The sequence below is a fragment of the Methylomicrobium album BG8 genome, assembly GCF_000214275.2.
In the GTDB taxonomy this organism is placed as follows: Bacteria; Pseudomonadota; Gammaproteobacteria; order Methylococcales; family Methylomonadaceae; genus Methylomicrobium; species Methylomicrobium agile.
The window spans coordinates 635,933-660,618 of record NZ_CM001475.1; the positions used below are offsets into that span (position 1 = coordinate 635,933).

General features: G+C 55.4%; 21 protein-coding genes. 15 read left to right on the plus strand and 6 right to left on the minus strand.

Annotated elements, in window-relative coordinates:
- Position 1 precedes the first annotated feature (1 nt).
- The 4 genes from ureE to METAL_RS02725 all read left to right on the plus strand — a co-directional run bounded on the left by ureE (position 2) and on the right by METAL_RS02725 (position 2,690).
- Positions 2-430, plus strand: a complete 429-nt coding sequence (ureE, locus tag METAL_RS02710; RefSeq protein ID WP_005369388.1) for an urease accessory protein UreE — start codon at positions 2-4, stop codon at positions 428-430.
- A complete protein-coding gene (locus METAL_RS02715; RefSeq protein WP_040578434.1) occupies positions 420-1,091 on the plus strand; it encodes an urease accessory protein UreF in 672 nt (223 codons plus the stop codon). The genes ureE and METAL_RS02715 overlap by 11 nt, the downstream gene beginning before the upstream one ends.
- A 218-nt stretch (positions 1,092-1,309) precedes the next feature.
- A complete protein-coding gene (ureG, locus tag METAL_RS02720) occupies positions 1,310-1,918 on the plus strand; it encodes an urease accessory protein UreG (RefSeq protein WP_005369390.1) in 609 nt (202 codons plus the stop codon).
- Between the two features lie 277 nt (positions 1,919-2,195).
- Positions 2,196-2,690: an REP-associated tyrosine transposase gene (locus METAL_RS02725; RefSeq protein ID WP_005369392.1), complete on the plus strand. Its 495-nt coding sequence runs from the start codon at positions 2,196-2,198 to the stop codon at positions 2,688-2,690.
- Between the two features lie 134 nt (positions 2,691-2,824).
- Here METAL_RS02725 and METAL_RS02730 read toward each other — a convergent pair whose 3' ends face one another.
- From METAL_RS02730 to METAL_RS02755, 6 genes are all read right to left on the minus strand, one after another.
- Positions 2,825-4,471 carry an MFS transporter gene (locus tag METAL_RS02730; RefSeq protein WP_245549450.1) on the minus strand — a complete coding sequence of 549 codons (1,647 nt, stop codon included), beginning with the start codon at positions 4,469-4,471 and terminating at the stop codon, positions 2,825-2,827.
- 2 nt (positions 4,472-4,473) lie between these two features.
- A complete protein-coding gene (locus METAL_RS02735) occupies positions 4,474-5,877 on the minus strand; it encodes an alginate export family protein (protein WP_245549451.1) in 1,404 nt (467 codons plus the stop codon).
- Between the two features lie 215 nt (positions 5,878-6,092).
- Positions 6,093-7,958: an amidohydrolase gene (locus tag METAL_RS02740; protein WP_005369397.1), complete on the minus strand. Its 1,866-nt coding sequence runs from the start codon at positions 7,956-7,958 to the stop codon at positions 6,093-6,095.
- A gap of 37 nt (positions 7,959-7,995) precedes the next feature.
- Positions 7,996-8,628, minus strand: coding sequence for an isochorismate family cysteine hydrolase YcaC (gene ycaC / locus METAL_RS02745; RefSeq protein ID WP_005369399.1), 633 nt, complete (start codon positions 8,626-8,628; stop codon positions 7,996-7,998).
- A gap of 376 nt (positions 8,629-9,004) precedes the next feature.
- A complete protein-coding gene (locus METAL_RS02750; RefSeq protein ID WP_005369401.1) occupies positions 9,005-9,862 on the minus strand; it encodes a pirin family protein in 858 nt (285 codons plus the stop codon).
- A 37-nt stretch (positions 9,863-9,899) separates the two neighbouring features.
- Complete coding sequence (locus tag METAL_RS02755; RefSeq protein ID WP_005369402.1) at positions 9,900-10,502, minus strand: FMN-dependent NADH-azoreductase; 603 nt, start codon at positions 10,500-10,502, stop codon at positions 9,900-9,902.
- 101 nt (positions 10,503-10,603) lie between these two features.
- On the opposite strand from METAL_RS02755, the gene METAL_RS02760 reads away from it, so the two are divergent.
- From METAL_RS02760 to METAL_RS02810, 11 genes are all read left to right on the plus strand, one after another.
- Positions 10,604-11,506, plus strand: coding sequence for a LysR family transcriptional regulator (locus METAL_RS02760; RefSeq protein WP_005369404.1), 903 nt, complete (start codon positions 10,604-10,606; stop codon positions 11,504-11,506).
- A 210-nt stretch (positions 11,507-11,716) separates the two neighbouring features.
- Positions 11,717-12,082, plus strand: coding sequence for an IS630 transposase-related protein (locus tag METAL_RS02765; protein ID WP_005369405.1), 366 nt, complete (start codon positions 11,717-11,719; stop codon positions 12,080-12,082).
- Positions 12,083-12,347: 265 nt separating this feature from the next.
- Complete coding sequence (locus METAL_RS21425; protein ID WP_342633142.1) at positions 12,348-12,557, plus strand: WGR domain-containing protein; 210 nt, start codon at positions 12,348-12,350, stop codon at positions 12,555-12,557.
- A gap of 145 nt (positions 12,558-12,702) precedes the next feature.
- The gene (locus METAL_RS02775) at positions 12,703-15,585 is read left to right on the plus strand and encodes a DEAD/DEAH box helicase (RefSeq protein WP_005369407.1); all 2,883 of its coding nucleotides are present in this window, start codon (positions 12,703-12,705) and stop codon (positions 15,583-15,585) included.
- 28 nt (positions 15,586-15,613) lie between these two features.
- On the plus strand, positions 15,614-15,805 hold the full coding sequence (locus METAL_RS02780) for a hypothetical protein (RefSeq protein ID WP_005369409.1): 192 nt from the start codon (positions 15,614-15,616) through the stop codon (positions 15,803-15,805).
- A complete protein-coding gene (locus tag METAL_RS02785; RefSeq protein WP_005369411.1) occupies positions 15,802-16,413 on the plus strand; it encodes an ATPase in 612 nt (203 codons plus the stop codon). The genes METAL_RS02780 and METAL_RS02785 overlap by 4 nt, the downstream gene beginning before the upstream one ends.
- A gap of 3 nt (positions 16,414-16,416) precedes the next feature.
- The gene (locus METAL_RS02790) at positions 16,417-22,110 is read left to right on the plus strand and encodes a transposase (RefSeq protein WP_005369413.1); all 5,694 of its coding nucleotides are present in this window, start codon (positions 16,417-16,419) and stop codon (positions 22,108-22,110) included.
- 138 nt (positions 22,111-22,248) lie between these two features.
- Positions 22,249-23,331: an AAA family ATPase gene (locus METAL_RS19755; RefSeq protein ID WP_005369415.1), complete on the plus strand. Its 1,083-nt coding sequence runs from the start codon at positions 22,249-22,251 to the stop codon at positions 23,329-23,331.
- On the plus strand, positions 23,331-23,972 hold the full coding sequence (locus tag METAL_RS02800; protein ID WP_005369416.1) for a DUF3226 domain-containing protein: 642 nt from the start codon (positions 23,331-23,333) through the stop codon (positions 23,970-23,972). The genes METAL_RS19755 and METAL_RS02800 overlap by 1 nt, the downstream gene beginning before the upstream one ends.
- A gap of 63 nt (positions 23,973-24,035) precedes the next feature.
- Positions 24,036-24,299, plus strand: a complete 264-nt coding sequence (locus METAL_RS02805; RefSeq protein WP_005369418.1) for a hypothetical protein — start codon at positions 24,036-24,038, stop codon at positions 24,297-24,299.
- Positions 24,296-24,682: a type II toxin-antitoxin system VapC family toxin gene (locus tag METAL_RS02810; RefSeq protein WP_005369425.1), complete on the plus strand. Its 387-nt coding sequence runs from the start codon at positions 24,296-24,298 to the stop codon at positions 24,680-24,682. Before METAL_RS02805 ends, METAL_RS02810 begins: the two co-directional genes overlap by 4 nt.
- Positions 24,683-24,686 lie beyond the last annotated feature (4 nt).

The following is a 24,686-nucleotide window of genomic DNA, read 5'->3' on the forward strand; positions in this document are numbered from 1 at the left end:
TATGCTGAAACTGACCGAATATTCCGACTCCGAGCACAGCGACGACAGCCTGACGCTGCCTTTCGACATTCGCCAGAAAAGCCGCTGCGCGGCGCGGACCGATAACGGCGTCGAGGTCGGCGTGTTCGCGATCCGCGGGCAGTGCCTGCGGCCGGGCAGGGTGCTGACCGGCAACGAAGGCTACCGGGTCCTGATCAAGGCCGCGCCCGAAGCCTTGTCGATCGTGCGCTGCGCCGATCCCTTGCTGTTCGCCAGGGCCTGCTATCACCTCGGCAACCGCCATGTGCCGCTGCAGATCATGAACGGCGAACTGCGCTATTTGAGCGATCATGTGCTCGATCATATGCTCGAACTGCTCGGCTTGCAGGTCGAACACGATCGCCTGCCGTTCGAGCCCGAAGCCGGCGCCTATCATGCGCATGGCCACTGATCTGCCCTTGCTGCGGCTGTTGCAGTTGGCCAGCCCCGGCCTGCCGGTCGGGATGTACAGCTATTCTCAAGGGCTCGAAAAGGCGGTCGACGACGGCTTGATTCATAATGCCGCAACGGCCGGGGACTGGATCGGCGCTGTGTTGAACAGAAGCGTCGCACGGGCCGATCTGCCGGTTTTAGCCAGGCTTTACGAGGCAGGGGAACGCAACGATGCGGCGGGTGTGGAATATTGGAGCGGCCTGTTGCTCAGTTGCCGGGAGTCTGCTGAATTACGTGCAGAGGACAGGCAAACCGGGCAAGCTTTGCAGCGGCTGCTGGCCGCGCTCGATCTCGGCGGCGCTGCGGTGCCGGCGGCGCGCTCGATGACGTGGGCGGCGCTATTCGGCCTGGCCGCATTGCGGCTCGGCGTCGCCAAACGCGAGGCAATGCTCGGCTATGCCTGGAGCTGGCTCGAGAATCAGGTGCTGTGCGCGGTCAAACTGGTGCCTTTGGGGCAAGTCGCGGGGCAGCAATTGTTATTGCATCTGGCAGAAGGCATTCCGGCCGCAGTCGACCGCGCTTTACGCATCGACGATGACCAGATCGGCGGCGGCGTTTTCGGCCTTGCCCTGGCGAGCAGCCGCCATGAAATGCAGTATTCGCGTCTGTTCCGGTCGTAGGGTGGGTTGCGCGCGCTGTTGCATGGATTTCGCGCTGTAACGGTTTGTCCGCGCGCGTAACCCACCTTGGCGCATAACGGCGGGTTCGGCGCGCAAAATGATCCGTTGCAGCCGAAAGATTTTACAGGGCGCGCCGAACCCGCCCTACGTTAACTGTTTCGCCGCATATCCTGCTTTACGGGTATGGGGCGGTCGATTAAATAAAATCCGGAGACAAAATGAATGGCAAACAAGTCTTGAGAGTCGGCGTCGGCGGCCCGGTGGGTTCCGGCAAAACCGCGCTGGTCGATGCGCTGTGCAAGCGCATGCGCGATCGCTACGAAATTGGCGTGGTGACCAATGACATTTACACCCGCGAGGATCAGCAGTTCCTGATCCGCAGCCAGGCCCTGCCGGAAGAGCGGATACTGGGCGTCGAAACCGGCGGCTGCCCGCATACCGCCATTCGCGAGGATGCCTCGATGAATCTGGCGGCGGTCGACGAGCTCTGCGAACGCTTCGGCAATCTCGATTTCGTGATGGTCGAAAGCGGCGGCGACAACCTCAGCGCGACGTTCAGCCCGGAATTGGCCGATTTGACGATCTACGTGATCGATGTCTCGGCCGGCGATAAAATTCCGCGTAAAGGCGGGCCAGGCATTACCCGCTCCGATTTGCTGGTGATCAACAAAACCGATCTGGCTCCTTATGTGGGCGCTTCACTCGATGTCATGAAGCAGGACGCGAAAAAGATGCGCGGCGAACGTCCGTTCGTGTTTACGAATCTGAAAAAAGGCGAGGGGCTTAAACTGGTCGAAGCATTCATTATCAAGGCCGGGATACTGTAAAGCGCCTATTCGCGTTTTAAAACCGATACGGTATATTGTTCCGAATTGGGGGATTTGCCCGATTTTGCGGCAAAGACCTGCGTCATATCACACAGTTCGCTGCTCCGCCGGTCGGGAGGGCTCTCGAACGAGCGGAATTTGTTCATTTTTGACGATCTGGTCCGGTTATTGCTTCCGGAATTTGTCAGCATGGGTCCATCCAAAGGCGCCGCCGAGCGCTTTTTCCTGTTTTTAGCTGGACAGTGCGATTCCGTTTAACTTTCCGAGGCGAACCGGCATGACCGAATTGAACCGTTACCGTATCCACGGCAAAACTTATTTTTTTACCCTGGCATTGCCGGAATGGCGTTCGGGCGCCGCGATGCACTGGACCCAGGCGCTCTGTCTCGAACTGGTCAGGATCAAGCGGAAATACCCGTTCAATCTCGATGCGCTGGTGATTTTGCCGAAATATGTGCAGGGCCTCATGACACTGCCGGGCGACGCGGAGGAGGCCGGTTTGCTGTGGCAGCAGGTCAATAATGAATTCGCCGAACTGGCCGGCCTTTCCGAAGAGCTGCAAGGCGGCGAGGACAGCGATTTCGAACGCAAGCGTTGTTTCGGCTATATGCTGCGCGATGATCAGGATTTTGCCCGGCATCTGAATTTCCTGCATTACAATCCGGTCAACCAGGGTCTGGTCAAGGGAGTCGCCGACTGGCCCTATTCGACTTTTTTCCCCTATGTGCAGCAAGGCGTGTATCCATTGTCCTGGCGGATGGACGTGGCATAAAGCCGCCGCGCCTCGGCTTCGTCCCTCATCCGAGCGTTAAGGCAAGGGGCCGCCGGCTTGCGGAAATTGCCGTACCCGGCAAAACGCCCTTCGAATCAATAGAATGGAAGCAACCGGATTTTTCAGGCGGGCAATTATCTTTTAAGCTTGCGCTTAGCTTTTTTCGCGTAACCGGGCGCCACATAGTGGTTGATTTTCTTGCTTTCGCCGGCGGCCAGACAAGCGCCGATCCGATCCTCCAAAACACGGTCGCTGACCGAAACGCGTTCATGCTGGCGCAGGTGTTCGAGCCAGGACTCCACCATAAAGCATTCGATGTAATGGTCGGCTTTGGCCGTATCCTGGAAAACTTGCCAAAAGTAGGCGCCGTCGCGTTTGCGGATTTTTTTCAAGTGCTGCAAACCGTCATGAAATTCCCGGAATTTGTCGCTTGCGACCGTGTATTCGATCGTCACCAGCACGGGGCCTTTGTCGTGTTCCGGGGTTTGGTCGACAATCGGCAACGGCCAGTGCATGGAGGGCGTGAAATCGACGTCGTCATAGCCGCCGATGCGGTATCGCCAAGTGAGAAAAATACTTACGATCAGGCCGGCGGCGGCGATCAGAAAACTCGTTTCGATGCCGTAGCGCTTGGCCAGATAGCCCCAAAGCAAACTGCCGCCCGCCATGCCGCCCATGAATACCATCATGAAGACGGACAAGCCGCGCGCTCTCACCCAGTCCGGCAGGCTGCTCTGAGCGGCCACCTGCAGGGACGACATCACGCAGATCCAGGCCGCGCCCGCCAGCAGCATGACCGGCAGCAAGACGTAAAGATTGTCCTGGACGGCAAGGACGGCCGAAGCGCCGCCGTAAGCCAAAGTCGCCAGGCGCACCAGATTGTCGGAATGGATGCGCTGCCGGATGCGCGGCAGCACGAAGGCAATCGTGACCGCGCCCAATCCGATGCAGGCCGTCAACAGGCCGTAGACGGAAGAGCCGGCGTGCAAGCGCTGACTGACCAGAATCGGCAAGAGCGCCCACAAGGCGCTGGCAAACGGAAAGAAGCCGATGCCCCGGACCAATATGGAAGGCAGCAAGCTGGAATAACGCGCGTACCGCAAGCCCGACCGCATCGCGCCTAGACAGCGTTCGGCGGGCAAACCACTTTCGCTCGGGGTTCTTTTCCAGCAGGCGATGACGACAATGACGCCGAGGAAGGATATCGTATTGGCCAGGAATACGCTGGGCACGCCGTAGAGGGTGATCAAATAACCCGCAACCGCAGGACCGATCGCACGGGAAATATTAACGCCCAGGCCATTTAACGTGATGGCGGCATGCAGTTCTTTTTTGCCGACCAGTTCCGGCGTGACGGCCGACCACGCCGGCATGCTCATCGCCGTGCCGCAGCCCAGCAAAAAAGTGAATAGCACCAAAACCCAGCCTGTCGTCAATCCGGACAGCGTACAGAACAATAACCCCGACGCGCTGACGAACATCCAGATTTGCGTCGCCAGCAAATAACGGCGCCGGTCCACGATATCGGCCAGCGCGCCCGCCGGGATTGCCAGGAGCATGATCGGCAGCGTGGTGGCGGTCTGGACCAAGGCGACCATGACGGGAGAGGTCGTCATCGAAGTCATCAGCCATGCAGCCCCCAAGTCGTTCATCCAGGTACCGATATTCGAAACCAGTGTCGCCAGCCAGACGGCCAGAAACAGCTTGTTGGCCAGCGGCTGCCAGATCGATTGGCGCGGGGGTGTTTTATTTTGCGGCACCGGAGTCTTTTCCTTACTCAAGATTAAAACCGATAGCTGGTCATCAGCATCAGAAAATCGACATCATTGGCTTTTACGGACCGCAGCACGCTGCCCGTAAACAAATGGACGTAAGCGAAATTCAGCTGTATGTTGCGGTTGACCTGCCAGCCCGCATCCAATGTCAGTTCGCTGCCGATGTAGCGTCCACGGCTTTGGTCGGTGCCGTCCAGCGGCTGGAACGGATTGACGTAAAACGCATCGTGGACACTGTAGCGCCAGAGAAAATCCCAGCCCAGGCTCAATTCAACGCCTTCCCCGGCTTCGATACTGATATAAGGATACACATTCATTAAATTCGCGGGTACGACCAACGCGTTTTCGGAAAAATAGGCCAGTTTGGGAAACAAAGGATTGAAGGTTTTCAAGGTACGGTCATGGGGATTGTCGTCGCCGCTGATGATGTCCATTTTCAAACCCAGCCGAGGTTTGAGGGCGGCATGCTCCCAACGGTAACCCGTATCCGACGCCGCGGTCCATGCCGAAATCGTATCCTTGCCGAAACGGCCGAACTGGTAGGCGAATTCGAAATTGTAATCCCAGCTTCCGGACTTGCGCCATAACCGGGCGCCGAGGGTATGCCGATGCTCGTCGGCAATGCCTTGGGCGTAAACCGCATCGGCCCGGTCCAGGCCGAGGCAGTAAAAATCCGTGTTGGGGGCATACCGGGCCGCCGGCCGGCTAAATACGGAATAAAGTCCCCAGAAGCGCTGGCCGCCGTCATCCCGGTCGTCCAATACGCCTTGCCTTAATTCCAGCGGCGCGGCATAAAAGGCGTCCACCGTAAAACCGCCGCCCTTGAAGCTGGCGCGCACCGCATCGAAACTGCGGCGAATGTTCGGATTGTTGCGCATGGAAACCAGCCGCTCGGAGCCGAAACTCATTTCCTGCCTGCCGCTGCGAATCGTCAGCGTATGGCTTCCCCTAGGCCATTGCCATTCCGCGAAGCCTTGCTGCAGGTCGAAATGGTCTTCTTCGACCGGGGATTTTTCGTTGGCCTTACCGAATGCGTAATGGCTGCCCAATTGAATAAAGGCACGAAAATGGCTGCCCAAATGCAAATCGCCATGCAGCAAAACCCGCTGAAGGAGATAATCGTCATTCTTGAATTCCGCCAGGCCGAATTCATAACCGTGGAGGTTCTGGTAGCGTTCCCGCCATTCGCCGCCCAGGCTCAAATAAGCGTCCGGAAGAAACGGCAAGGCGATGTATTTGATGTCGTCTCCCAAACCGTGCCGCCGCTTGAGATCTTTCAGCGCTTGGTACGTTTCTTCGTAGCGAAGGGCTTTAAAGGCAGGCGGCGCAGGCTCAGCGCCGTATTCTCCGCAGGCATTAAAGCCTATCGCCAGATTCAGTAAAAACAGTAAAATCCGATAAGCCATGGACATCGAAAAAACTTAGGATTTCGTCAAAAATAACTTCCCCCTTTGAAAAAGGGGGATCGAGGGGGATTTATTTGAAAAATCTCCCCTAACCCCTCGGTAACTGCTTCCTGCGTTACTCTACCTCCTGCATCCATGCAGTCGTCTTTTTCAAAGAGGGGAATGAATAAATCTGCTTTTCGAAACAATCAACATTCGGGAAGTTAATTCCTACCAGATCCTTACGCCCAACAACTGCAACCCAACACGCCCCAGAAACTTTTCAAATCGGCCGCCGGAACACGGCTTTGAAAAGCCCGGGCATGGGCGTGTCCGTGGATGCCGCAAGCCGTGCCGCAGGCGCAGGTCTGTGCCATGGCGTTGGCGTGAGCCTGACGTGCGGCCGCATGATAGCCGTCGTAACGGATCACCGGCGACCAGGACGGGGAAATCGGCAACGCGGGCGGGTCGAATTCCTTGAATTCCCGGTCGCCGTAGATGATCTCGCCGCCCACGACGGTCATGACGGCCTTCAGGTTTTTCAGGTCGTCGTCCGCGATCGTCATCATGTCTTCGGGCAAGACGGCAAAGTCGGCATATTGTCCGGCGACGATTACGCCTTTCTTGCCGTGTTCCGTGGAAAACCACGACGAACCTTCGGTGTACAACCTCAAAGCCTCTTCGCGCGACAGGCGGTTGGCGGGCGGATACAGGGTCAGTCCACCCACGGTCTTGCCCGTCGCCAGCCAATAAATGCCGATCCAGGGATTATAGCTGGCGACGCGCGTGGCGTCCGTGCCCATGCCGACGGGAATTCCGGTGGCCAGCATCCTATGGATCGGCGGCGTGGCTTCGGCCGCCTTCGCGCCGTAGCGCGCGACGAAATCCTCGCCCTGGTAAGCCATGCGGTGCTGGATGGCGATGCCGCCGCCCAACGCCTTGATGCGGTCCAGGTTGCGCTGCGTGACGGTTTCGGCATGGTCGATGAACCAGTTTAAGCCGTCCAGGGGGAATTCGGCGTTGACCCGCTCGAACACGTCCAGGAAGCGGGAAATCGATTCGTCATAGGTGCCGTGAATGCGGAACGGCCAACGGTTTTCGGCCAGATGCCTCGCGACGCGGTAAAGCTCATCTTCCAGGCTTGCCGCCAAATCGGGCCTGGGCTCCCTGAAATCCTCGAAATCGGCGGCGGAAAACACCAGCATTTCGCCCGCTCCGTTATGACGGTACATAGGGGAACCTTGGCCTGGCTTAAGCAGTTGGGTCCAGGTCCGGAAATCCTCCAGTTCCTTGCCCGGCCGTTGGGTGAACAGGTTGTAGGCGATGCGGATGGTCAGTTGCTTGTCGCGGGCAAGCTGCTCGATCACCTGATAGTCTTCGGGATAATTCTGGAAACCGCCGCCCGCATCGATCACCGACGTGACGCCCAGCCGGTTCAATTCGCGCATGAAATGCCGGCTGGAAATCAGTTGATCTTCCGGCGCCAGTTTCGGCCCTTTGGCCAAGGTGGCGTACAGAATCATCGCATTCGGGCGCGCAATCAGCAAACCGGTCGGATGGCCGCCGCTATCCCGTTGAATTTCGCCGCCCGGCGGATCAGGGGTGTTTTTATCGTAGCCGCAAGCCTGCAACGCGGCGCGGTTCAGCAGCGCGCGGTCGTACAAGTGCAGGATGAACACGGGCGTGTCCGGCGCGATCGCGTTGATTTCTTCCAGGGTGGGCAGGCGCTTTTCCGCGAACTGGTGCTCGGTAAAACCGCCGACTACCCGCACCCATTGCGGCGGCGGGGTGATCGCCACCTGCTGTTTCAGCATGCCCAATGCGGTGGCGACATCCGGCACGCCGTCCCAGCGCAGTTCCAGCAAATAACTCAAGCCGCCGCGGATAATGTGCAGATGGCTGTCGATAAAACCCGGTATGACCCGCTTGCCTTTGAGGTCAACGACCTGGGTGGAAGCCGTGGCCTGCTTCATGATCGCGGCATCGTCGCCGACGCTGAGGAACACGCCGTCCTTGACGGCGACGGCACTGGCTTCGGGATTTTTGCGGTCCAGCGTGGTAAAGCGGCCGTTTCTGAAAATCTTGTCCGGCGTATTGACGGTATTCATCGTAAGATCCTCCCCAATCGGTTTCCGGCAGCCTGCGTTATTTATTCCTCGCTTGCTGCAGCCTGGAATAGCTGGTCATCAGGTTGCGGTAATTAGGCAAATGATTCGACAATAAAGTCGCCAGTCCTTCCATATCGTTGCGCCAGTCCCGCTGCAATTCGCAGGCGACCGCAAACCAGTTGACCAGCTGCGCTCCGGCTTGCGACATGCGGTTCCATGCACTCTGCTGGGTGGTCAAATTGAACGTGCCGGAAGCATCGGTGACGACAAACACGTCATAGCCTTCTTCCAAGGCCGATAAGGTGGGGAAAGCCACGCATACATCGGTCACGACGCCGGCGATGATCAGTTGCCTGCGTCCGGTCGCTTTGACCGCTTTCACAAAGTCTTCATTGTCCCAGGCGTTGATCTGTCCGGGGCGATGGATGAAAGGCGCATCGGGAAAACGTTCGAGAATTTCCGGAACGAGCGGTCCGTTAGGTCCTTCGTCGAAGCTGGTCGTCAATATCGTCGGCAACTGAAAAAACTTGCCGATGTCGGCCAGTGCGATTACGTTGTTTTTGAAATCGCTGGGACTAAAATCCTGGACCAGCGAAATCAGCCCGGACTGGTGGTCGACCAACAGCAAGGCCGCATCGTCTTTGTTCAATTTTTTGTATTTCGCATTCATAGTGATCTCCGTTAAAGAAATAACTCGCCACATGTCTAAGGATCCGGTAGGAAATAACTTCCCGAATGTTGATTGTTTCGAAAAGCAGCTGATTTACTCCCCTCTTTGAAAAAGACGACTGCATGGATGCAGGAGGTAGGGCAATGCAGGGAGCAATTGCCGAGGGGCCGGGGGAGATTTTTTAATAAATCCCCCTCAATCCCCCTTTTTCAAAGGGGGAGGTGCTTTTGACTAAGTCCCTCTTTTTCAAAGGGGGAAGTTATTTTTGACAAAACCCTAAAAGGATGAGTCATGCGGGAATTGAAAGTTCATGGCTTGGCTCATGATTCCGAATGAGCCAAACCATCCAACGCGCGCTTGGTATGGAAACAATCATTCATACCAACTGCCCATCCCGATAATCCGCAAGCGTCTGCTCGATTTCATCGCGCGTGTTCATCACGAAGGGGCCGTACTGGACAACCGGTTCGCGCAGGGGCTTGGCCGCGAGCACCAGCAAAGAGGCGCCTTCTTTTCCGGCATGCACCTCCACGCGATCCCCTTCGGAAAGCAGGCCGGCGGCATGGGGTGCCAGTGGCTGTCTTTCGGCAATCGGGCCGACTTCGGCCGAGCCTTCGTAAAGATAAACGAAAGCGTTGTGCCCCTCTGCAACCGGGTGGACAAAATGGCCGCCTGCCGGGAGATGGACATCCAGAAACAAAGGCTCGGTACTCAGTCCCTGGACCGGTCCCGCTACAACCCGGCCTTCCGCTTGTGTGCTGCCGGCAATGACTTTTACCCGGCTTCCGTCCTGAAGGGCTAGCAGGGGAATGGCTTCCGGTTGAATATCCCGGTAGGCGGCCGGCTTCATTTTCTCGCGCGCGGGCAAGTTCACCCATAGCTGGAAACCATGCATGCGGCCGCTTTCCTGCTGCGGCATTTCGGAATGGATGATGCCCCGGCCGGCGGTCATCCACTGCACCGAACCGCTCTTCAAATCGCCGCGGTTGCCCAGGTGGTCCCGGTGGAGCATGTGCCCTTCCAGCATGTAAGTCACCGTCTCGAAACCCCGGTGCGGGTGATCGGGAAAACCGGCGCTATAGTCGTCGGCGTTCGCCGACGAAAACTCGTCCAGCATCAGGAAGGGATCAAGGCGCGCCGATTGGGATTGCCCCAGGCTGCGCAGCAGTTTGACGCCACCGCCGTCGGTGGCGGGCAGTGCGTTGATGGCTTTTTTCAATGTTCGCGTAGACATGGTGTTCCTCTTGGAAAATTGGAATGGAATGGTCTTCTCAAGCCGCCAGCATGGCGAGCCGTTGTTGGGCTTCGGCCAGTGCGGCCTCCTTGCTCGCCTCGCCCATGTTGAGCCCTTCGGCATATACGAATTGGACATCGGCGATGCCCAGAAAGCCCAGAAAATTCCGTACATAACCGGTTTGGCTGTCGAGCGGCGTGCCGGCGTACAGCCCGCCCCGAGTCGCGAAGACATACGCTTTCTTGCCGGTCAACAGACCTTCGGGGCCGTTCGCGGTGTAACGAAAGGTTATTCCGGCGCGGGCGATGTGGTCGAAATAGGCCTTGAGCGTCGAAGGGATGCCGAAGTTGTACATCGGCAGGCCGATCACAAGAATCTCGGCCTGTTTGATCTCATCGATCAGAGCGTCCGACTCGGCCGCGAAAGCCTGCTGTTCCGGCGTCCGCGCTTCGGGCGCTGTAAAAAAGGCCGCCACCCGTTGCGCGTCCAGGTGCGGCAGAGGCACTTGCGCCAGGTCGCGAAGGATCATTCGGGCATTCGGATGATGGCTATGCCAGGCAGCGACAAATTGGTCGGCTAGCTGACTGGACTGGCCGCCGGAAGAAAAAATGCTGGAGTTGATTTGGAGCAGGGTTTTCATGGATGTTCCTCCGTTGCTGAATGTGGCTTCATTAAACATCCAATTAATTCGATAAAAAAGTATAATAATTTGCTTAAACTTATCTAATTATTGGATTAATGATGAAGGCGCCCCATATTACCCTCGAACAATGGCGATCGCTGATCGTGGTGGTGGATGCCGGCGGTTACGCGCAGGCGGCGGAAATCCTGAATAAAAGCCAATCGGCGGTAACTTATGCGGTGCAAAAAATCGAATCGTTGCTGGGTGTGAAAGCGTTCGAGATCCAGGGGCGCAAAGCCACCCTGACGCCAACCGGCCAGATGCTGTACCGGCGCGCCTTGGCGTTAGTCGAAGAGGCTCGCGATCTGGAGCAAGCGGCGCACAGGCTGTCGGCAGGCTGGGAGGCGGAGATTCGCATCGCGGCGGAAATCCTTTTTCCTTGCCGGCTGCTGCTGGACTGTCTGGACCGCTTCGGCCGGGAGAGCCCGCGCACGCGGGTGGAGTTGATCGAATCGGTGCTCGGCGGCACGGCCGATGCGCTGTTCAAGGGGGAAGCCGACCTGGTGATTTCCCCGGAACAGCCACCCGGCTTCCTGGGCGAACTCTTGATGCGGGTGCGATTGATCGCGGTCGCGCAGGCCGATCATCCCCTACATCACTACGGCCGCGCGCTGACCCGGCGCGACCTGCGCGCCTATCGCCACCTGGTGGTCAGAGATTCGGGCAGCAGGCGCGACCGGCGCGCGGTGTCCATCGAAGTGGATCAGCGCTGGACGGTAAGCCAGATCGCCACGTCGATCCAGGGGGTCTCCCTGGGGTTTGGTTTTGCCTGGCTTCCGGAAGCGCATATCCGCGAGGAATTAAAAGCAGGATTGCTCAAACCGCTGTCTTTGCGGGAAGGGGGAACGCGCGAAGTTCCGCTGTACCTGATTTTTGCCAATCCGGACTTTGCAGGCCCCGGCGTGCAGCGTCTGGCCGAGATCATCCGGGAAGCGGTGGAGAGACCGGCAGCAGGGATATAGAGGGCCTGACACAGGAAAAAGGAGGGTGCAGCGAGCCGCACTGGTTTTTCAAGGCTTCCCATGGCATGGAATCGGGTCGGCAAACCCGAATAACTGTTGAACCCTGTCACGAACTTGCAAATCGGTGCTTTAGAGCGTTTTTAGATTGAGTGAACAGCAACTTCCGCATGCTAACGTCGTCGAAGGTGTTTTGCGGAAGGGGATATCCTGATGCCCAGAGCCTATTCGATGGATTTACGGAAACGGGTGATCGAAGCCTGCGATCGGGGTGAAACCATTGCTCAGGTGGCGCAACGCTTCGCCGTAAGCCCTTCGTTTGTGAATAAGTTGCAACAGCGGCGGCGGAAGAGCGGTACGCTGGAACCCAAGCCCCACGGCGGAGGACGCCAACCCTTGTTGTCCCTCGAACATGATGAAATGTTGCGCACGCTGCTGGCGGCGCAGCCCGATACCACCCTGGAGGAATTGCGGGACAAGCTGGGGCTGAAAGTTCACCTTTCCACGCTCTGGTATCGCCTCCAGCGCCTCGGCCTGACCTTCAAAAAAAACGCTGGCAGCAGCCGAGCAAGGGCGTGAGGATGTGCGCCTTCAGCGCAAGGCTTGGCAACAGGCGCAGCCGACCCTCGATCCGGCCCGGTTCGTTTTCATTAAGGCCATGTTGTCAGAGCCGGACATTACGATGGAAGATGTCGCCAAACGTCTTCGTATAGCGCCTCGCCTTCTACGTTGCATTGCCATCTACCGGGGGCAGGGGAGCGATTCAGGAGGCCGAGCCATGCTGACACCCGTTGTCTACCTCGAATCCTAAGACGCCAACCGCAACATCCACCGCGCCTATTCGATCGCCTATGGGCAAGATCTCTTCGGCAATTCGATCGTGGACATGACTTACGGACGTATTGGAGGCAAAAGACCAAAGCTCGTTACAGTCGTCAGCAATGAAGACAAGGCAATCAAATACGTGCAAAAATCTCTTAAACGTAGGCAATTCGCCCCTAAGCGGGTCGGGGTAAGCTATGAGGCGCGCGCGACATCCGATTTTGAGTCATAACCCCGGAATATGATTTTGAGTGGAGATAATCAAGAAAAACTGTTTTGCATAAATACCTAAACAAGGATAGCAAAACACACTTTACTCTATAATTACCAAATTCTTCTGGAAGCCACTTAACCAAAACAATAGGGACGGATCAAGCTTGGCCACGCATCGACAATTTGCATCGGGTTTACGTATAGAAGCGCGCGATGCCGAATGGCGCATCAAGCGGGTCGATCACTCCTCCGATGGGGGCTATCTTCTGACATGCGAAGGGCTGTCGGAGATCGTGCGCGGCCGTGAAAGCCTGTTTCTTACCAAGTTGGAGGAGACGCATGGTCCCGGCATCCGCATTCTTGATCCGGAAACCACGCAGCTGGTGGACGATCTGACACCCAATTTTCGAGCCAGCCTGCTTTATCTGGATACGTTACTGCGAAAGACGCCGCCCACCGACGAATTTATCCATATCGCTCAACGCGCAGCGATGGAGCAGCTGCCTTTCCAGCTTGATCCGGCCTTACAAGCGTTAAGTCAGCCCCGTCAACGCATTCTGATCGCCGATTCGGTCGGCTTGGGAAAAACGCTCGAAGCGGGCATTCTGGTCAGTGAATTGATCGCTCGCGGCCGCGGGAAGCGCATTCTGGTATTGGCCGTCAAATCAATGCTGGCCCAGTTTCAGCAGGAGTTCTGGAACCGTTTTTCGATTCCGCTCGTTCGCCTGGATTCGGTTGGATTGCAACGGGTCCGGAATCGCATACCGGCCAATCACAACCCGTTTCATTATTTTGACCGATCAATCATTTCCATCGATACTCTGAAGCAGGATATCGAATATCGGCACCATTTGGAAAAAGCCTATTGGGACATCATCATTATCGACGAAGCACATAACGTTGCGGAACGAAGTGCCAATTCCCAGCGCGCCAAACTGGCCAAGCTGTTGGCTACTCGTTCTGACACGCTGATTATGCTGTCCGCCACGCCGCATGACGGCAAGGCGACCAGTTTCGCCAGCCTGATGAACATGCTCGATTCCACCGCTATTGCCAATCCCCGCGATTATTCGCAGGAAGATTTCCGGGATAAAGGCTTGGTCATCCGCCGTTTTAAAAAAGATGTGCGCGAACAACTAAAACAAAATTTCCCGGAACGCGAAATCGATACCGTTCGCACTCCAACGAGCGTTGTCGAAGAAGCCGTCTACGACCAACTGATCACTGCCAAATTTCATACTTTGGACGGGCCAGGAGCCGGTCAACTATTTCGCACCGTACTTGAAAAAGCGCTATTTTCCAGTCCGGCGGCCTGTTTATCAACGATCGAAAACCGTCTGAAGCGGCTAAAAGGGAGAAGCGAAAACGACGATATAAGGGCTGACATCAGTACGCTGGACGGTTTGCGCATGGCCATTCAAGCCATTACACCGGTTCAGTTCAGCAAATATCGACGTCTGGTGGAGCTCCTGCGTCCGGACGGCTCAAAAAGTCTCGGTTGGAGCCCAAAGCATGCCGATGATCGCCTGGTCATCTTTACGGAAAGTTTGATTACGCTCGACTTCTTGGAAAAGCACTTGCCGGACGATCTCGGCTTGAAACCCCAACAAGTCGCTTCACTGCGCGGCGATATGAAAGATCGGGACCTGATGGAAGCCGTCGAACAATTCAACAAACTCGACAGCCCGGTCCGTCTGCTGCTTTGTTCGGATGTGGCTTCCGAAGGCATCAACCTGCACCATCTGTCCCATCGCATGATCCATTTCGACATTCCCTGGTCGCTGATGGTGTTTCAGCAACGCAACGGTCGAATCGATCGCTATGGGCAGCAACGGCAGACGCAAATTCGTTATCTATTGACCGAGTCGGAAAATGCTCACGTCCGAGGCGACCTTCGCGTTTTGGAAGTCCTGATCGAAAAAGACAGCCAGGCGGGAAAGAACATCGGCGACCCTTCCGAGTTCATGGGTAAATTCAACCCCGAGGAAGAAGAAGCTTTAACCGCTATCGTTATCGAGCAGGATAAAAAAGACGATGACGATATTTCCGACATTTTTGCCGATCTACTCGGCGATACCGAATCATCCGGCGATCTGTTGGCGCATTTCACCCCGGACAGCGCGCCCAGCACCGATTTTGTACAAGTCCTGAAACAAAGTCCCAGGCTATACCCGCAGGACCTCGATTATGCCGACCAAGCCTTAAGATGGCTGCGCGACAGCGGCGTCGATCTGCAAGCCGATATCGAAGGCGACCTGCTGCGTATCACCGCGCCGAATGATTTGGTGCAGAGACTGCGCTATTTGCCCAGCGAAGTCCGGCCCGACAATGACCGCTTCCTGCTATCCAGCAATAAGCAGCGCATCTATGACGAACTCAAGCGCTGCCGGGAAGAAGACAGCCCCTGGCCCGACATTCAATATCTCTGGGAACAGCATCCCGTGATGGAATGGCTGGCCGATCGGGCGCTGAATGCCTTTGGCCGACACACCGCGCCGATTCTGCGCTTGGGCAGTTTACAGGCGCGGCAGCACATGGTGTTGATCTACGGCGGTTTTCCGAATAAACGCGGCCACATCATGGTGCATGACTGGCTAGGCATCGAGTTTCAGGAGCAAACCGTCGTCGGCATTCACTCGCTTGAAGCCGTTCTTGATAAACTTCAAATCCAGCCCGGCAAATTGGCCAATCGTGGCGAAGCGGGAGATTCCTCGGTATTGCAAAAACTGCTTGCCTTGGCCATTCCTCCGGCAAAAAAATCATTGCAAGCCTTACGTCAAGAAAAACAGGAAAGCCTTAGTCAACGTCTCAAAAAGTTGTCGGATAACCTGTACGAACTGAAAAGCCGCCACGTCGAGCAGCTTGAAATCGATTTTAGCGGCAGCGATCAACCCGAAGCGATTAAAAAACACCGCCGTGAAGACCGTCTGTCGCATATCGAGCGCGTTTTTCAAGATCATCTTGCCTGGTTGGAAAATACGCAAACCACCGAAGAAGAGCCCTTTATTCAAGTCGCGGCGCTATTTACCGGTCAGGCCGCGCGGTAGAATCTCATCTTTCATTAGGAGTCAGATCATGCAACCCCAAGCCCGTGAACGCGACCTCATGGCGCCCGAGACCGAACCGACCGATGCGGAACTGCATCTGGTCATGAGCGAAGCGCTTAATTTAGCGATGGAACGTAAAAAAATGTCCGACGCCATGATGCGGCAACGCCTTTTAGACGAAGTTGCCCAAGTACGGGCCCGTCATCAAGCATCAAAATGACCGAAGCCGATTTGCAAAAACCGAGGCTGTTAGTCGTCGCCGGTCCCAATGGTTCGGGGAAAACCACAGTGACCGAGCGCGGTCTTGCCCACGAATGGTTTGCCGGCTGTGAGTATATCAACCCTGATTTTATCGCTCGCGATGAATTCGGCGACTGGAATTCGCCGGATGCGATTCTAAAAGCAGCAAAGCTGGCGGCAGATCGACGGGAAAGTTGTTTATACGATCACCGCAGCCTGGCATTTGAAACCGTGTTTTCCGCGCCGGACAAAGTGGATTTTCTACTGCGCGCGCATCAACAAGGCTATTTTATTCGAGTATTTTTCGTCGCCACCGCCGACCCTGCGATCAATGCCGCCCGCGTCGCACGCCGCGTCATGCAGGGCGGACACGATGTTCCCATCCCCAAAATCATCAACCGTTACTTTCGGTCGATCGCCCAATGCGCGCTGATTGCGCCTTGGGTCGATCGGCTTTACCTCTACGACAACTCGGTAGATGGTGCGGAAGCCGCGCTAATCTTGCGTGCCAGTAACGGCAAAATTATGAAAACCTACCAGACGGCACCCGCTTGGGTGGAGCCTATCATCGAATCTTTGGAAAAATAAAGCGTGAACTGGATCGGTATCACCAACGAAAACGAGTTCTACAGCCAGCACTATCTGTCGGAAATCTTTACCGGCGACGTGCGCGGCGTGCTGGAAGCCTGGGGCAATCAGGAAACCGAAGCCCGCGAAACCGCCCGCGAACAAAACCTTAAGGAACCCGGCTACCGCGCACCTTACAATCGCCTGAATGCGTTTTGGCGCGAAGCGCTGAATCAACTGGATAGTATTCAACGCCCACAGCCGCCGACTGAGCGACTCGCCAAAGGGCGTGCTTTGATTCGGCAACTGCTGAACATCTTCGATTTACCTTTTCAGGCTACACGACAACCTCTCAGCGGCAATGACGACCTGGAATTGCCCTTGCTCGGCGAATTGCGCGCGCCGCAGGGCGAGCCCTTATTATGGGTGCTCGAAGCGCAATCGCTCGACGAAGGCGACGAATTCGACGCCGATCCCTTGAGCCTCAGCATCCATCCGGCGCAACTGACCAGCCTGAGCGCTATTCCGGTCGCCAAAACCTTGGCAGGCTCCGACGCGCCGGACTGGCAAAAGCTATTGTCCACCGCCGTGTTTACCCAAACCCGGCCGCCGCGCTGGGTGCTGCTGGTCAGCCCGTTTCAATGGCTGCTCCTGGATCGCGCCAAGTTTGCCCAACACCGCCTGTTGCGCTTCGACTGGAAAGAACTGTTCACTCGCCGCGAAACCGATACTCTGAAAGCTGTATCGGTGCTGTTGCATAAAGAATCGCTGCTCGATGCCCAAGGCCAAAGCCTGCTCGATACGCTGGACGAAAACGCGCACAAGCATGCCTATGGCGTTTCGGAAGATCTTAAATATGCGTTGCGCGAATGTATCGAATTGCTCGGCAACGAAGCCGCGCAGCAATTGATCGAACAGGCCCGTGCCGATAAAAAAGGCATTTTCACCGGCAAGGACGCGCTCGATCGTGAAGAACTAACACGACAATGCCTGCGCTACATGTACCGGCTACTGTTTTTGTTTTATATCGAAGCCCGCCCGGATTTGGGCTATGCGCCGACCGATTCCGATGTTTACCTGAAAGGCTATTCGCTCGAAGCCTTGCGTGATCTGGAACTGATGCCGTTGACCAGCGAAGTGGAACGCAACGGCCATTATCTGCATCATTCGATCCAGATGCTGTTTCGTTTGGTCGGCGAAGGCACCGAGCATAAGCCTGAGCAAAACCTCTTCATGATCGGACAGCAAACCGGCCGCGACGCTTTCGAACTGGCGCCGCTCAAATCGCACTTGTTCGATCCGAACCGCACCGCGTTACTCGATAAAGTCGTCTTTCCCAACCACATTCTGCAACGCGTCATTCAGTTGATGTCGCTGAGCCGCCCAGCCAAGGGCAAGCGTCGGCGCGGGCGGATTTCCTACGCCCAGCTCGGCATCAACCAATTGGGTGCGGTGTACGAGGCGCTGCTGTCCTATCGCGGCTTTTTCGCCCAGGACGATTTGTACGAAGTCAAAAAAGCCGATACCGATCCCGACGACCTCGATACCGGCTATTTCGTGACCCGCGAAGCCTTGGAAGATTACGCCGACAACGAACGGGTGTACGACCGCAACGAGCGCGGCGAAAAAGTTCTGCGCCTGCACAAAAAAGGCAGCTTCATTTACCGCCTGGCCGGCCGCGACCGGCAAAAGTCCGCCTCCTATTACACCCCGGAAGTGCTGACCCGCAGCCTGGTCAAATATGCGTTGAAAGAACTGTTCAAGGAACAATTCGAACCGCTTCCCGACGACCGCGCCCGCGCCGAAAAGCTGTTAACCTTGAAAGTCTGCGAGCCGGCCATGGGCTCGGCGGCGTTCTTGAACGAAGCGATCAACCAACTGGCCGAAAAATACCTGGAGCTAATGCAATCGGCCTTGAACGAGCGCATCCCGCAGCATCAATACCGGGAAGAACTGCAAAAAGTCAAAATGTATCTGGCCGACAATTGCGTGTTCGGCATCGACCTGAATCCGGTCGCGGTGGAACTGGCCGAAGTATCGCTCTGGCTGAATGCCTTGTCCAAAGACCGTTTCGTGCCCTGGTTCGGGCTGCAACTCTATTGCGGCAATTCGTTGATCGGCGCCCGCAGAGAAGTGTTCGCCAGCGACCGGCTCAACCGTAAATCGGGTGACGAAGACTGCTGGCTCAATCGAGCGCCTCAGGCCGTGCCGATGTCCGTCCCACGAAGATCCGGGCAAATCTGGCACTTTCTGTTGCCCGACAGCGGCATGGCGAACTACAGCGACAAGGAAGTCAAATCGCTCTATCCCGATCAAATTAAAGCCATCAGCGCCTGGCGCAAAGGATTTATCAAGCCGTTCGATAAAACCGATTTGGAGCGGTTGGAAAAACTGAGCGCCAAGGTCGAGGAACTGTGGCATGAACATGCCCGGTCGCTGGCTGGGCTGCGCAAAAAAACGACCGATCCTTACCGGATTTACGGTTTCGAATTGAGCGGACAGCCCACTTCGCTGGGCTTTAAGGATCAGGTTTTGGCGCAGGAACTGGAAGCCAAGGGCTTGGAAAACGCCAGCGCTTATCGCCGCCTGAAGCTGGTGATGGATTACTGGTGCGCGCTGTGGTTTTGGCCGATCCACGACGCCTTCGATTTACCCAGCCGCGAAGAATGGCTGTTCGACCTGGAAACGCTGTTATTGGGCGATACCGTGCCGGTGGGGCCGAGCGGCGAACAAATGGAATTGTTCACTGAAGCCCAACCGCGTCAGGAAGCGGTGCCTTTCGTGAATCGCTTTGGCGTGGTCAATCTCAATAAACTGTTCAATGCCTCGCCAAGGCTCAAACGCGCCGACGAAATTGCGGGGCAACGCCGGTTTTTCCATTGGCACCTCGCCTTTGCCGACATCTTCGCCGGAACAGTAGCAACGGCCTCCGGCCGTTCATCACCCAACGCCACACCCCTAAACCTGGGCTACTACAGCCCCAAAGACCCTGTGGCCGTATACGCCGGCAACCTGCCCCACTGGCGGCAAGAAGGCGTGACTTATTTCGTGACCTTCCGCACCGCCGACTCGCTCCCGCAAACCTTGCTCGATCGGTGGCGAGCGGAACGGGATGCCTGGCTGTCGGCACACCCCAAACCCCATAGCGACGACGAGAAGCGCGAATACCATGAGCGCTTTACCGAGCGTTTGCACCAATGCCTGGATAACGGTTATGGCGCCTGCCTGCTGGCGGAGCCGCAGTACAAGCAATTGGTCGAAAATGCCTTGCGTCATTTCGACGGCGAGCGTTATAGCCTGGACGAATTCGTGGTCATGCCGAATCATGTGCATGTGCTGGTCGCGCCGCTCGGAAAACATCAACTGTCCGAAATAACCCAGTCGTGGAAATCCTTTACCGCGCACGAAATCAACAAGCGGGCCGGAAAAACGGGAACGTTTTGGCAAAAGGAATCGTTTGATCATATCGTGCGCAATCCCGAGCAAATGGAACGGATTCGCCAGTATATTCGGGATAATCCGAAGGTTTTGCGGGGGAGTGAGCGGGGGGATGAGCGGCGGGACGCCGCTGCTACGGTAGCCGCGGCGTCTCGCCGTTCACGCCATCACGGTGGTTTTGATCTGATTCTGGGAAACCCGCCCTGGTTGAAAGTGGAATGGAATAGCGGCGCGGTGCTGGGCGACTTCGAGCCGCGCTTCGTGCTGAAAAATCACAGCGCCAAGCAGTTGGCGGATTTGCGTGAAGAAACCTTTCACCGGATACCCGAACTGGAAGCGGCCTGGCGTTCGGAATTCGAGGAATCGGAAGGGACGCAGAATTTTCTCAACGCGGTCTGCAATTACCCGGAATTGAAGGGCATGCAGACCAATTTGTACAAGTGCTTTTTGCCGAGAGCCTGGGCAAATGGCTCAGCTAAAGGAGTAAGCGGGTTTGTTCACCCAGAAGGTGTTTATGATGATCCAAATGGAGGCCAATTTCGGAGTGAAATTTACCAGAGATTGCGGCTGCATGCCCAATATCAAAATGAATTTACCCTTTTCGTCGGAACAAACGATCATGGTCGGCTAAGGTTCGGGACTCATATTTATTTAGCTAAGGCCGATCCTAAAGTTAAGTTTTTAAGCATTAACAATTTATTTACACCTAAAACTCTTGATGCATGTTTTAATCATGATGGTACCGGGGAAATCCCCGGTATCAAGGAAGAAACCGAAGACGCCGACGGTAAAGTAAAAACTCGCTGGAATACCCAAGGCCACCGCGACCGCATGATTTCCGTAGGCGAACATGAACTGGCTTTGTTTGCCAAACTTTACGACGAAGCCGGAACCCCGGCGCTGGAAGCCCGCTTGCCCGCCTTGCACGCCCGGCAATTGCTCGCGGTACTGGAGAAGTTCGCCGCGCAACCCAAACGGCTGGGCGATTTGCAAGGCGGGTATGTTTCAACCGTCATGTTTGACGAAACCAATGCGCAAAAAGACGGCACGATAAAAAGGGAAACCCGTTTCCCAAAACATGCCGGCGAATGGGTATTGTCCGGTCCGCATTTTTTTGTCGGTACGCCATTTTATAAAACCCCTCGCGCCGAATGCACTCAAAACAGCCATTACGATGTGCTGGATTTGGAAACTTTGCCGGATGACTATCTGCCGCGCACGAACTATGTGCCTGCCTGCTCGGTGGATGATTATCTTGCGCGGGTGCCGAAGGTGAGTTGGGTTGAAGAGGGGGAAGACGAGACGAGGCGGGTGACGGAGTATTATCGGTTTGTGAATCGCAGGATGTTCGGTGCATCGTCAGAACGATCACTGATAACAACAATAATCCCCCCTTACGTTGCGCATATCAATACTTGTATTGGAACAACATTCAAGGACATAGTTAGCGCCATTACTCTCGGTACTGTATGTCAGTCTATCATCTATGATTTTTACTTGAAATCAACAGGTAAGACCGATCTCTGGGAGTCGACGCTTCGTTTTTTTCCGATGATTTCAAGCAAATCGGCAGAATGTCGATTTTTGACGCTTCTTTGCTTAACCCATAGTTATGCCTCGCTATGGAAAAAGTTATGGAATCTAGAGTTTCTAAAACAACGCTGGTCCAGCAATCACCCCGCGCTATCGAATAGCGCCGGGGCGATCGTAGCAGCGCCGTCCCCGGCGCTCGACTCGCGGCAGGATGCCGCGGCTACTTTCTTTGCCAACCTCACGCCTGAATGGCAACGCCATTGCGCCTTACGCATCGATTATGCCCGCCGTCAGGCGCTGCTGGAAATCGACGTGCTGGTCGCGCAAGCCTTGGGCATGACACTGGAAGAGTTGCTGACCATCTACCGCGTCCAATTTCCGGTGATGCGTCAGTACGAAGCCGACACCTGGTACGACCAAAACGGCCGCATCGTCTTTACCCCCAGCAAAGGCCTGGTCGGCGTTGGTCTGCCGCGCAAAGTCCGCAAATCCGACCTCAACGAAGGCATCCGCTACGGCATCCAAAGCACAGACCGAAACGAGCAAGACATCGCTCTCGGCTGGGAAGACATTGCCGATATGAAATCCGGCCAAGTCACCAAAACTTTCCTGGACGACACGCTCCCCGGCGGCCCCACCGAACGCACGATTACCTACGTCGCCCCCTTCTTCAAACCGAACCGGGAAGTGGATTATCGGATTGCCTGGGCGTTTTTTGAAAATCAAGTTCAGTCCGGGCCGAAATGAGCCAGGTCCGGGATTGTTTGATGGCAGATGTCAACTTCAAAATAGTGGCATTTTTCAGAGATACGATAGAAGACAGTTAAAATGATGCAAAGCCTGCGGCTTTGAACACTAAAAAGAAACGATAAATTAGGTTTTTATATGATTAAACAGGTGCAGATCAGGCATTTTAAAGGCTTATCGGAGTTTGAGGTCAGCGCTTTGGCGAGGGTTACCTTGCTCGGCGGGCGCAACAATGTCGGCAAGACCAGTTTTCTGGAAGCGCTGTTTCTTTATTTCGATCGCCATAACGCGGATGCCTTGCTGCGCCAATATGCCTGGCGCAATGTTCCCTTCGTATCGCTCAATCCCGATGCGATGTGGGCGCCGATGTTTTCTAAATACGACATGGAGAAAGCTATCGAAATTGTGGTTAAGGATGAAAAAAAGCACACCGCTAACCTTAAACTGCAATTGAATCGCGATTACGTGAGCCGGGTTCGTTCCGGAATTCCTGCTTTGCACGGCATGCCGGCAAAAATAGACACTCAAGCCAAGCCTACGCCGAGTTTATCGCTGGATGTTGTTTACCAACTGGATAAGCAATCGCCGCAGATTTCGCACCACGTCATTGGCCAGCAAGGCATCAGTCTTGAGATCGAAAACATGTCAGTTAATTCGGAAAAGGCTGTTTTTCTTGCGGCGACCGGGAGAGTTGCCACGCAAGAGGATGCGGTTCGCTTCGGTCAATTGGATGTTGTCGGCAAATTGCAAGAAGTCGTGCATTTTTTGAAGGAAACCGTCGAACCCAGGCTGGTAGGTCTTTCCGCCGTTGCGGTCGGAGACCAAACCTTTATTCATGCCCAACTGGAAGGCTTGGAGCGAAAAATTCCGGTCGCCTTCATGGGCGACGGCATGGGGCGCTTGTTGTCGGTCATTCTGGTGATGATGACCACCAGAGACGGTTGCGTTTTTATCGACGAAATCGAGAATGGCATCCATTACTCGGCTTTGCCGAAAGTTTGGGCGGGCATCGTCAAGGCCGCCAAGCAATTCAATTGTCAGGTTTTCGCAACGACGCACAGCTATGAATGCTTGCAGGCTGCAGTTCAGGGCTTGCCGGAAGATTTACAAAATGAGTTTTGTTATGTGCGCTTGGAGCGCTTAGACGGACGCATTGAAGGCAAAACTTATTCGCATGGCGTATTAGGCGCGGCGCTTGAACGCAATTGGGAGGTGCGTTGATGGCCGAATCGATTACACAGCCTAAGGTTTTATTGGTCGAAGGCAAGGATGAAGTCAATTTTTTTGGGGCTTTACTGAAAAATTGCGGGGTTGAAAATGTGGACATTTGGGAGGTTGGCGGAAAAGACAAGTTTCCGAATGAATTGGCTGCGTTCCTGTTGAGCTTCGATAAACAAGTTCAATCCTACGCGATCATCCGTGATGCGGACGGCGATCCGGCGGCCGCATTTCAAAGCATTACCGATCTTTTAAAAAAGAATAAGGAACCGGTTCCGACAAAGCACGCGGATTACGACAGCACTGATAAACGCCGTGTCGGAGTATTCATCATGCCGGGCAATCAAGAAGAAGGCATGTTGGAAGATTTATGTTTACAAACAGTAACGGATCATCCGGCGATGAATTGTGTCGATGGATACCTAGCTTGTTTGGAGCACTCGTTAATGATCCGGCAACCTAACCAACCCAAAGAACCGGGATGTTTCTATTTCCCTAAAAATCGCAGTAAAGCGAAGGCACAGGCTTTTCTGGCCGGAATGCACGAGAGTGTGACGGCAGTGGGCTTGGCGGCTCAGAAAGGTTGTTGGAATCTCGATCACCCGGTGCTGGATGGTTTGAAAGCATTTATCAAGGCACTTTAGTTAGGGTTGCCGCTAAGCGTCTGATATAGTTTAACCGCTCATCCCAACCCTCAGGAGGCAACTATGGCCGTCATTTTACAAACCGAAGTCCAGTTCGATGCGCAAGGCCACTTGGTCATACCGATCGAATTGAAACGCGCAATTGCCGCCGAAAATGACGCTTCGCTGATAGCGAAGGTGGAAGACGGTCGTTTGATACTCGAAAAACGAGACAACGTTCGAGAGCGTTTGAAAGCCCGGTTTGCAAAAATTCCCGCCGATGTCAGCTTGGCCGATGAATTGATCGCGGACCGTCGCCGCGAAGCCAGCCGTGATGGGGAGTTATGAGTATTGTTTTGGACGCTTCTGCATTATTGGCTTATCTGCACGAAGAACCCGGCGCGGATACCGTTGGCGCGGTCATTGGCGAGAGCTTCATTTCAACGGTCAATTGGTCCGAAGTGATGCAAAAATCCTTATCCCGCGGCATAGATATCGAAGGCTTGCGCGAAGACATCGAAGCGCTTGGGGTAAGAATCGAGGCCTTTACTCTGGAAGATGCCGAGTGCGCCGCAAGATTATGGTCGATTTCACGGCCGCTGGGTTTATCGCTGGGTGATCGCGCTTGCTTGGCTTTTGGCATGCGTCGACAGATTCCGGTGCTTACTGCCGACCGTGCCTGGTTAAATTTGGCGGCGGCCTTAAATTTAGAAATTCAGGGCATACGGTAAGGCC

Excerpts from the sequence above, each read along its gene's own strand:
- ureE (WP_005369388.1), top strand. The coding sequence starts at position 2 with ATGCTGAAACTGACCGAATATTCCGACTCCGAGCACAGCGACGACAGC.
- METAL_RS02715 (WP_040578434.1), top strand. The coding sequence starts at position 420 with ATGGCCACTGATCTGCCCTTGCTGCGGCTGTTGCAGTTGGCCAGCCCC.
- ureG (WP_005369390.1), top strand. The coding sequence starts at position 1,310 with ATGAATGGCAAACAAGTCTTGAGAGTCGGCGTCGGCGGCCCGGTGGGT.
- METAL_RS02725 (WP_005369392.1), top strand. The coding sequence starts at position 2,196 with ATGACCGAATTGAACCGTTACCGTATCCACGGCAAAACTTATTTTTTT.
- METAL_RS02735 (WP_245549451.1), bottom strand. The coding sequence starts at position 5,877 with ATGTCCATGGCTTATCGGATTTTACTGTTTTTACTGAATCTGGCGATA.
- METAL_RS02740 (WP_005369397.1), bottom strand. The coding sequence starts at position 7,958 with ATGAATACCGTCAATACGCCGGACAAGATTTTCAGAAACGGCCGCTTT.
- ycaC (WP_005369399.1), bottom strand. The coding sequence starts at position 8,628 with ATGAATGCGAAATACAAAAAATTGAACAAAGACGATGCGGCCTTGCTG.
- METAL_RS02750 (WP_005369401.1), bottom strand. The coding sequence starts at position 9,862 with ATGTCTACGCGAACATTGAAAAAAGCCATCAACGCACTGCCCGCCACC.
- METAL_RS02755 (WP_005369402.1), bottom strand. The coding sequence starts at position 10,502 with ATGAAAACCCTGCTCCAAATCAACTCCAGCATTTTTTCTTCCGGCGGC.
- METAL_RS02760 (WP_005369404.1), top strand. The coding sequence starts at position 10,604 with ATGAAGGCGCCCCATATTACCCTCGAACAATGGCGATCGCTGATCGTG.
- METAL_RS02765 (WP_005369405.1), top strand. The coding sequence starts at position 11,717 with ATGCCCAGAGCCTATTCGATGGATTTACGGAAACGGGTGATCGAAGCC.
- METAL_RS02780 (WP_005369409.1), top strand. The coding sequence starts at position 15,614 with ATGCAACCCCAAGCCCGTGAACGCGACCTCATGGCGCCCGAGACCGAA.
- METAL_RS02785 (WP_005369411.1), top strand. The coding sequence starts at position 15,802 with ATGACCGAAGCCGATTTGCAAAAACCGAGGCTGTTAGTCGTCGCCGGT.
- METAL_RS19755 (WP_005369415.1), top strand. The coding sequence starts at position 22,249 with ATGATTAAACAGGTGCAGATCAGGCATTTTAAAGGCTTATCGGAGTTT.
- METAL_RS02800 (WP_005369416.1), top strand. The coding sequence starts at position 23,331 with ATGGCCGAATCGATTACACAGCCTAAGGTTTTATTGGTCGAAGGCAAG.
- METAL_RS02805 (WP_005369418.1), top strand. The coding sequence starts at position 24,036 with ATGGCCGTCATTTTACAAACCGAAGTCCAGTTCGATGCGCAAGGCCAC.
- METAL_RS02810 (WP_005369425.1), top strand. The coding sequence starts at position 24,296 with ATGAGTATTGTTTTGGACGCTTCTGCATTATTGGCTTATCTGCACGAA.